Below are 7,720 nucleotides of genomic sequence, written 5' to 3'. Positions count from 1 at the left end.
GTCCGGCAAGATCGCCCCTGACATGCCAGCAGCCAAGTACACTCCCGACGATGCCTCTGACCAGGCCAGATAGCGAAACGCTGCTGGAGTACTAGGCGGCCGTGTCAGCGTCGAATGCCACGGAGGTGACCGGCGAGCTCGGGCGCGGTACGCCGGGCCTGGGGATGACTCCCCCCCGGGGGCCCCTGGCGTGCCTGGCCGGGTACAGGCTTCCAGGAGCACGGCCAGAGTGCGGGTTGTCGGTGTTCCCGCCCGGGAACACCGACCCGCAGCCGCCAAGGACCGTTCCCAATTGCGGGAACGGCGCTGTTCCCGTTCCGCAACACCCACGAGTACTTGCAGGCTTGTCCGTGCAGCCGGACGCGAACGACACCGGCAGTCACTCGCCACAGCAAGGGGATTGTTGTGAACCGTACGTTGCTGACCGCACGGTCGGCCCTCATCCTTCTCCTCGCCGTTCTGTGCGGCATCGGGGCAGGCGTCCTGGCCACCTTCGCGGGAGCGGGTCCTGCGGAAGCGGTCCTGTCCGGCATAACGGGCATCGCTCTTGCAGTGCCCTTCTTCAACAGCCTCATCGAATGAGACCCGCACAGACGTTCGAGAGTAGATGATCGCCTGGGACCACTGCTCCGCGCGCGGCACGGCAGTCCAGGAGTGGAAAACGACAAAGGCCACAAAGTGCCACGGAAAGGCAGAAGATTCTGTGGGGAAACACGGACCCGACGGTGAGGGGATTCCCTTCGATGACGCAGAAGACCCCAAGGGTTTCAAGGACTTGTCGGAGAATCTCTCTCCAGAGGTTCGCGAGCTGGCTCTCGCGATGCGGCGGCTCCTCAACGCCACAGGGAGGACGCTGCGTGATTTTGCCGTCTCCCACCACAGGGGCACCGGTTCCGTCTCTCGGTATCTCTCGGGCGAGCGCATTCCAGAGAAAGAGTTCCTTGATGTCCTGATGAAGTCCGCCTGCAATGCCCTAGGGCAGGAAGTCACAGCCGACATGCAGGGGCACCTGTACCGGCTCCACCGTGAGGCGCTCCTGGCCGAGCAGCCCGCTAGGTACCGCGAGCAGATGGCCAGTGATCGTCTGGAGGACGCGATCCTGCAGAAGGAGCAGGCTGAGCTGCAGACCCACGACCTTCAGACCGAAGTTTCCGAGCAAAAGCGCCAGTTGGGCGAACTGTCAGTCCAGATGCAGCAGATCGAAGCTGCGTGCGCAGAGGAGCGGCAGCGCCGCGGAGCCGAGCTGGAGCTGCACCGCCGTCAGAAGGACGACCTCCACGAGCAGTGTGAACAACTGCGTAAGGAAATCCAGGATCTGGAGACCGCGCTGGAGGAAGCGGTGAAAGAACGCGATGCCGCGAAGAGCCGCTGCGCGGAGCTGGAGGAGGAGCTCGCCACCGCACAGGATCTGGCAGAGCGTGAAGAACTGAAGCGGAAGGCCGCCGAAGAACGGCTGCGCTTGGCGAAGGCGGCTAACGTCGCCGAGCAGCACCTCGCAGATCTCGAGCGAATCCGGAGAGAAGCCGAGCAGGTGCGTAGGGAGGCAGCCCGGGACGCCGCCGCCCAACGCGAGGAGGCAGAGGCCACGGCCAAAAAGATCATCGATGAAGCCGCGACCAGAGTGACGAAGATCCGGCCCTCGATGGTGCCAAGGTCCGCGGCGCTGCGCCGGTTACGGGACGCAGCAGTAGGCATCGCCGAGCACCGTCTGCCGACCCTGATCGACCAGCTGTCCAGGTCCGACCCGGGCCTCGTGGACACCCGCATCGCGCCCATCCCGATCAACACCCGGGATGAGATCGGCGAGGTCGCCCGCGCCTTCGACCAGGTCCACCGCGAGGCCGTCCGGCTCGCAGCCGAGCAGGCCCTGCTGCGGGCCAACATCAGCGCGATCTTCACAACCCTCTCGCGCCGTACCCAGTCGCTGATCGAGGGGCAACTGGCTCTACTCACCGACTTGGAGAACGGCGAGGCCGACCCGGACCGTCTGAGGGACCTCTACAGACTGGACCACCTGGCGACCCGTGTGCGCCGTAGCACTGAGACGCTGCTGATTCTCTCGGGTGAGGAGCCCGCACGCGGCTGGGACCAGCCGATCCCGTTGATCGAAGTCCTACGCGCCGCCTGTTCCGAGGTGGAGGACTACCGGCGCATCAAGCTCTCCGGCATCCCGAAGGGCGCGATCCACGGCCACGCCGTGACTGACCTCGTGCACTTACTCGCTGAGCTCCTGGAGAACGCCACCACCTTCTCCTCCCCGCAAACCAAGGTCCGCGTCACCGCGACCAGGCTCCCCGACGGCCGCATCATGATCGAGACCCACGACCAGGGCATCGGCCTCACCACCGAGCACTGCAACGACATCAACGACAAGCTCGCGAACCCGCCCAGCATCGACGCCGCGATCGCCCAACGCATGGGCCTCTTCGTGGTCGGCCGGCTGTCTGCCCGACACGGTATCCGAGTCCAGCTCCGCCCCTCCGGCGAGCAGGCCGGCACCACCTCGCTGGTCATGCTGCCGAAAGCCATCGTCCTCGGAGGCGACAGACAGCTACCGCACGATGCCAACACCGTCCCCCAGATCATCCCGGTGCAGCAGCCGTTCCAGCAGCAGAACGTGGACACCATGTGATCGTCGCCAGCCCCAGCTGGAGCGCCAACCGCTGCGAGGCGTTCTCCCCTACCGCTCTGCAAAATGAGGGGCGTCCTGCCGGACTGTCCGCCAGGCATCCGGGCGGACAGCTCCGGGCTGTTACACCGATCGTTTTACAGCCCCGCGACTACGGCCATCATGTCCACCCGACAGCGGAGGAGACCCAACGCCAAGCAGGTGGGGACTCTCTGCTAGCGACACTCTGCCGGTTGCTTGTGAGGCTGAGGTTGACGCCAGCACGGGGTTCGGCGTCGAACCGACTGCCACAGAGAACGGGGAGTTCCCTTGCTGCAGACGAGGAAGTTCACGAAGACGAACATACGGCGCGTGGGCGCGGTTTCGGCTGTGCTCGTCGTCGCGCTCGCGTCCGGAACCGAGGCTCAGGCAGCCACGGGTCATGGGAAGAAGTACGGATCATGTCAGAACAGCGTCAAGATCTGGCGTACCGGAAGCAAGATCTACGCTCAAGGGAAAATGGTGTGCAACACGGTCCATTTTGTCCTGCGGCCTGACGCCGGGATTTCCGCGTACAAGAACGGAAAGTTCAAGGAGGTGAAAATCGGTGGGGCCAAGGGTTGTCCTGCCGTGAAGAAGTGCACGTCGAAGAAGGTCTCGCTCAAGGCGCACAAGGGATGGGACTACCGGGCCGCGAACAGCGGAACCGCGGACGCCGACAACGCCTGGCCCAAGAATACGCAGGCGGTCGCTTGGTACAAGTACCGGTGATGAGGGGTGCAGCGGACTTTCGTCTGGGCACCGCCCAAGGGCCAGCGACGGCTCGGCGGAGCCCATGTGGGTGAGACCGGCCAGGCGTCCGCCCTGTACGAGACGATCGCCCAGCCTCCCGGCGTCGCTTGAGCGCCTGGAGGCGGCCCCGGCAGCGTCTGGCCGGACCGTCTGCACGGCCACCGCGCCACGCTTGCCCTGGTGAGCCCGGCCGCGGGCCCGCGCTGCCGGCGGGTCCGCGGTCCGGTCAGTGACGCGTCTACCACCAAAGGATCAGCAGTGTCACGGCGCGTGCCCTGCTTGTAGGCGACGCTTGCCCCAAACAGCGGTGGAGCCCGGACCTGAAGCTTCCCCTTGATCGTGGACACCTGGAGACTGGGACCTGGGTGGTTCCAGAGGAAGTAGCACCAGGTGGGAAGCAAGTACACGAAGCGGTACACCGAGGAGTTCAAGCGGGACGCGGTCGCGCTCGTCGACTCCTCGGGCAAGACGGTCACCGCGGTCGCCCGGGAGCTCGGCATCAGCTCGGAGTCCCTGCGCGGCTGGTACCGCCGGGCCAAGGCGGACCGCGGCGATGGGCAGCCGGGCGAGCTGACCGGCGCGGAGCGCGAGGAACTGCGGTGGTTGCGCAAGGAGAACCGTGAACAGCAGCAGACGATCGAGATCCTGAAAAAAGCGACCGCCTTCTTCGTGAGAACCCATCTCTGAACCTCGATCTGACTGCTTCGCTGTCAGCGGCGGAGGACGTTGACGACTCGTTCCCTGCCCAGGATGGAGGCGTTCTCGCAGCCTTCGGGGGTGACGAGGTAGGGGCCGACCCACTTGCGGGAGTAGCCGGTGGGGTCGTCCTGGTCGGGGTAGGTGCGGCGGTGGGGGCGGACGAACCATTGGTGGCGGTAGATGCGGCCGGCGGTGTCGCGGGCTCCGTGGTCGTCGTCGGGGGCGGGCCTGATGGACTGGCGGAGCGTGATGTAGCGGACCGGTGCGTCGGGGTGCTCGGCTCCGGCCCGCCGCAGGCGCTTGCGGGCGGCGGCGTCGGGCCGTACCTGTTCGGCCTGCCAGAGAGCGCGGCGGGCGTCGGCGGGCTGGCGGATCAGCAGTAGGGTTCCAGCAGGGTCCGGATGACCCGGGTCTGGTCGTCGTCGACGCGGTCGGCGCCCACGCCGTAGCGGTCCTTCGCGGGGCGGCCGTGTTTGTCGACGGTCCAGGTGTGCTTGATCTCGTCCCAGTCGGTCTCGGTGTTCAGCGGGATCGTGGCGCCGAAGCCGATGGACAGGTCCCCGGAGAGCGAGCCCCGGATCTGGCTGGCCCAGGTGGGATCGGCCTTGTTCCCGGCCTCCTCCAGGGTGCGCCGGTAGGGCATGGCGTCGTCCAGGACCAGGACCCGCAGCGTCAGCCCGGACCGGCACCACAGCACGGCCCGCGGTCGCCCGAGGGTCTGGGTGTGCGCGCTGGGGTCGTCGGACCAGACCAGGAACCCGAGCGGGTCCGGCAGGTCGTCCGCGTCGAACGCGCACACCGGCAGTTCCTCGCCCGTCGTGCGCGCCAGCCACGTCATGCGATCGTTGACGAAGAACTGCTCCGCGCCGCGCACGGCCGCCCGCATCGTGAGGGGGTCGGTGAAACCGTGGACCTGCATCGCACCCGAACCCCGCAGGCCGCGCTCGACGTTGGCGTCGGCCCACTGGAGCAGGTCCTGTCGGACTTCGGGAATGTCACACGCACGCAGATGAGTTGTCGCCATGACGGGACAACGTAGTCGGGGCTCGCGGGGTCACGCGGCCCGAACTGCCCTTGTCGGACGTGGTGTTGCCGACGTGGGGTAGATGGTCTGGCGGGTGAGGCGCCGGGTCATGAGCGTGATCGCGGCGAGCGTGAGCATCGCCTCGGAGTGCTCGGGGCGGGTTTCGTAGTCTCGGACGTTGCGACGTGCGTGGGACAGCCACGCCAGCGACCGCAGCGCCTCGCCTCCGCCCGCCAGACCTACACCGACACCGTCAGCCCGTACTACGACGAAACGCTGCAACAGGGCGACGGGCCGGGCGCCAAACCCACGGCCATGGTGACGACGGCCCGGGCGGTGCGGCGCGCTGCCCAGCTCGGGCGGCGGGCCGCCTACAGCGGGCCCGACTCGATGGAGGTCTACAACGACCTGGTCGTCGCAGGCACAGCTGGGTGCCAGACGATGCCACCCCGGCCCCGCAGCCGCTGAGCTGGAGCACCTTCCCGTCCACTGGCTCAAGGACTGGACGATGGGCCTGGACGTCGAGTGCGGGAGGCGTGACGAGACCGTGCTGCACCGGCTGTGCGGCACGGTGACTTCCTACGAGCCCGGCACCGGCCAGGTGGGGTTCTCCCCCACGGGCGGCCACCCGGCCAACTCGGTGCCCGTTCACCGGATCGTCGCGCTCAGCGGTGACCGGCAGCGGCGCAGTGCCGGGCAGGTGCCTGCCTAGCCCAGCTCGCCCCGCTCGATGCAGAACTCATTCCCCTCCGGGTCCGCCATGACGACCCAGCCCTTGCCGTCGGGGCGGGTGTGGTCGGCCAGTTGGGTGGCGCCCAGGGTGAGGGCTCGTTCGACCTCGGCGGTGCGGGTGCGGCCCGTGGGTTTGAGGTCGAAGTGGACTCGGTTCTTGGTTGCCTTGCCCTCTTCTACGCGGATGAAGAGCAGGCCGGGGCCGTTCGGGTCCTCGATGAGTACCTCCGAGTCGCCGGGTTTGTCGATGTCGGAGATCGGGTGGCCGAGCAGCTCGCTCCAGAAGCGGGCGAGTTCGTACGGCTCTCCCGTGCAGTCGAAGGTGATGTGGCGGATGGTCGGGTGCAAGGGCTGCAACGGTTCTCCCCCGTGGGTGTGGTCGGCGTGTGGTCGCGCTCCGCAGGATGGTCGGGGTGGCGGGGGCTGTCGAACTATTTTTCGTTGTCGGGGAGGTTTCCGTCGCCGCCGAGGTTGGCGACGATCCTGCGCAGGACGTTGATCGTGGTGACGAAGTCGGCCGGGTCGATGTTCTCGTGGGTCTGGTGGTGGACACGCAGGTTGCGGTCCTTGGCGCGGAGGCGGGCCGCCTCGCCCGGCTCGGTCAGGGTCATGGTGCCGGTGGCGGCGTCCTCGGTGAGCCAGCCGCGGGTGACCAGATCGTCGTAGACCGCGTCGAAGTCGGTGTCGAGGTCGTCGTACGGGAGCAGGCGTTGGGTCAGGGTGGGGCGGGTCCAGGTGCCGGGGGCTCCGGCGGCGTGGTTGAGGGTCCACCAGTGGGGTTGGGTGAGGTCCTCGACCGCCAGTTGGGCGCGGAGGGCTCCTACCACTCCGCGGTAGGCCAGGCCGGTCCATGCGCCGATCGGCTGGGCGGCCAGTTCCTCGTGGCTGTACTCCTTGAGGTCCATGGTGGTGTCGGTGCTCATCGGTGGCCTCGCCCTCATCGTTGTTGCCTGGACGCGATCAACGTAGGACCTCGACCTTGGTTGAGGTCAACGGCCGGACTCCCAGGAGGAAATCGCCTCGTAGAGGCGATCCGGCTGGTCCAGGTGGACGTCGTGGGCCGCGTCGGGGATGCGGGTGAGGTGGGTGGCCGGGCGGTGGGTGAGCATGGTGGTGGGCTCGTCGGGGCGCATGGTGCCGTGTTCGCCTTGGACGAGGAGGGTGGGGCAGGTGATCTGTGACCACTGGGGCCAGTAGGCGGTGGTGGCCAGTTCGGCGACCGACGAGATGAGCGTGGCGCGGTCGAAGGTGGGGTGCCAGCCGTCTTCTCGCCGCTCCAGGGTTCTCGTCCAGGCCTCGTGGCCCAGGAAGGCCTCCGCGGCCTCCAGCGACTCGAACGGGGTCGGCCAGCTGTCCAGCCAGGTCGCGATCTGTGCGGGGAGTTCCGGGGTGGGGCCCGCCGGGCCCGCTTCGACCAGGATCAGGGACTTGACCAGGTGGGGGTGGGAGGCGGCCAGCAGCATCGCCGTGTGGCCGCCGAGGGACTGGCCGAGCAGGGTGACGGGGGCCAGGGCCAGTTCCTCGATCAGGGTCAGGGCGTCCTGGACGTGGGCCGCGCGGGTGGTGGTCACGGGGGTGCGGGTGCTGGCGCCGTGGCCTCGGGCGTCGTACGTCACCACGCGGTGGCCGTCGGAGAGGAGCCGGGCGGCGACCGCGTCCCACTCGCCCTGGTGGCCGGCCAGGCCGTGCAGGAGGAGGAAGGGGGCGGCGGCGGATTCCCGCTCGGGGCGGTGGTCGTGGTGGGCGATGCGCGTGCCGTCCGGGGTGGTGAGGGTCGTGGAGGTGGTGCGGACGGTCTTCGGGTGGGGAGTCATCAACTGGCCATCCTCCGGTGAGGGACGGGGCCAGCTTCTCCTTCCCCGACG

General features: G+C 67.9%; 12 protein-coding genes. 8 read left to right on the top strand and 4 right to left on the bottom strand.

The genetic code is table 11. From position 1 onward, the window contains the following. Nucleotides 1-405 precede the first annotated feature (405 nt). From ACFT4A_RS31475 to ACFT4A_RS31450, 6 genes are all read left to right on the top strand, one after another. The gene (locus ACFT4A_RS31475; protein ID WP_382836749.1) at nucleotides 406-582 is read left to right on the top strand and encodes a hypothetical protein; all 177 of its coding nucleotides are present in this window, start codon (nucleotides 406-408) and stop codon (nucleotides 580-582) included. Between the two features lie 25 nt (nucleotides 583-607). Continuing rightward, the gene (locus tag ACFT4A_RS31470) at nucleotides 608-2,632 is read left to right on the top strand and encodes an ATP-binding protein (RefSeq protein WP_382836746.1); all 2,025 of its coding nucleotides are present in this window, start codon (nucleotides 608-610) and stop codon (nucleotides 2,630-2,632) included. A 306-nt stretch (nucleotides 2,633-2,938) separates the two neighbouring features. Beyond that, complete coding sequence (locus tag ACFT4A_RS31465; protein ID WP_382836743.1) at nucleotides 2,939-3,379, top strand: hypothetical protein; 441 nt, start codon at nucleotides 2,939-2,941, stop codon at nucleotides 3,377-3,379. A gap of 6 nt (nucleotides 3,380-3,385) precedes the next feature. Continuing rightward, the gene (locus tag ACFT4A_RS31460) at nucleotides 3,386-3,511 is read left to right on the top strand and encodes a hypothetical protein (protein ID WP_382836740.1); all 126 of its coding nucleotides are present in this window, start codon (nucleotides 3,386-3,388) and stop codon (nucleotides 3,509-3,511) included. A gap of 279 nt (nucleotides 3,512-3,790) precedes the next feature. Beyond that, nucleotides 3,791-4,087, top strand: a complete 297-nt coding sequence (locus tag ACFT4A_RS31455) for a transposase (protein ID WP_382836737.1) — start codon at nucleotides 3,791-3,793, stop codon at nucleotides 4,085-4,087. A 182-nt stretch (nucleotides 4,088-4,269) separates the two neighbouring features. After that, nucleotides 4,270-4,482 carry a hypothetical protein gene (locus ACFT4A_RS31450; RefSeq protein WP_382836734.1) on the top strand — a complete coding sequence of 71 codons (213 nt, stop codon included), beginning with the start codon at nucleotides 4,270-4,272 and terminating at the stop codon, nucleotides 4,480-4,482. Here ACFT4A_RS31450 and ACFT4A_RS31445 read toward each other — a convergent pair. Further along, entirely contained in the window at nucleotides 4,473-5,123 is a 651-nt protein-coding gene (locus ACFT4A_RS31445) for a hypothetical protein (RefSeq protein WP_382836731.1), read from the bottom strand. The two genes, ACFT4A_RS31450 and ACFT4A_RS31445, sit on opposite strands and share 10 nt — an antisense overlap. 189 nt (nucleotides 5,124-5,312) lie before the next feature. On the opposite strand from ACFT4A_RS31445, the gene ACFT4A_RS31440 reads away from it, so the two are divergent. Continuing rightward, nucleotides 5,313-5,591, top strand: a complete 279-nt coding sequence (locus tag ACFT4A_RS31440) for a hypothetical protein (RefSeq protein WP_382836728.1) — start codon at nucleotides 5,313-5,315, stop codon at nucleotides 5,589-5,591. Between the two features lie 40 nt (nucleotides 5,592-5,631). After that, a complete protein-coding gene (locus ACFT4A_RS31435) occupies nucleotides 5,632-5,835 on the top strand; it encodes a hypothetical protein (protein ID WP_382836726.1) in 204 nt (67 codons plus the stop codon). Here the strand turns inward: ACFT4A_RS31435 and ACFT4A_RS31430 are convergent. The 3 genes from ACFT4A_RS31430 to ACFT4A_RS31420 all read right to left on the bottom strand — a co-directional run bounded on the left by ACFT4A_RS31430 (nucleotide 5,832) and on the right by ACFT4A_RS31420 (nucleotide 7,669). Next, complete coding sequence (locus ACFT4A_RS31430) at nucleotides 5,832-6,212, bottom strand: VOC family protein (protein ID WP_382836723.1); 381 nt, start codon at nucleotides 6,210-6,212, stop codon at nucleotides 5,832-5,834. The genes ACFT4A_RS31435 and ACFT4A_RS31430 overlap by 4 nt on opposite strands. A 74-nt stretch (nucleotides 6,213-6,286) precedes the next feature. Further along, entirely contained in the window at nucleotides 6,287-6,778 is a 492-nt protein-coding gene (locus tag ACFT4A_RS31425; RefSeq protein WP_382836720.1) for a MarR family transcriptional regulator, read from the bottom strand. 66 nt (nucleotides 6,779-6,844) lie between these two features. Then, nucleotides 6,845-7,669, bottom strand: a complete 825-nt coding sequence (locus ACFT4A_RS31420; protein ID WP_382836717.1) for an alpha/beta fold hydrolase — start codon at nucleotides 7,667-7,669, stop codon at nucleotides 6,845-6,847. Between the last annotated feature and the right edge of the window lie 51 nt (nucleotides 7,670-7,720).

Origin of the sequence: Streptomyces sp. NPDC057099, assembly GCF_042671245.1 — a bacterium.
GTDB lineage: Bacteria > Actinomycetota > Actinomycetes > Streptomycetales > Streptomycetaceae > Streptomyces > Streptomyces purpurascens.
This window is presented reverse-complemented; position numbering and strand designations above follow the sequence as displayed.

Coding starts and splice junctions, on each gene's coding strand:
- ACFT4A_RS31470 (WP_382836746.1), top strand. CDS start 608: ATGATCGCCTGGGACCACTGCTCCGCGCGCGGCACGGCAGTCCAGGAG.
- ACFT4A_RS31445 (WP_382836731.1), bottom strand. CDS start 5,123: ATGGCGACAACTCATCTGCGTGCGTGTGACATTCCCGAAGTCCGACAG.
- ACFT4A_RS31435 (WP_382836726.1), top strand. CDS start 5,632: ATGGGCCTGGACGTCGAGTGCGGGAGGCGTGACGAGACCGTGCTGCAC.
- ACFT4A_RS31425 (WP_382836720.1), bottom strand. CDS start 6,778: ATGAGCACCGACACCACCATGGACCTCAAGGAGTACAGCCACGAGGAA.
- ACFT4A_RS31420 (WP_382836717.1), bottom strand. CDS start 7,669: ATGACTCCCCACCCGAAGACCGTCCGCACCACCTCCACGACCCTCACC.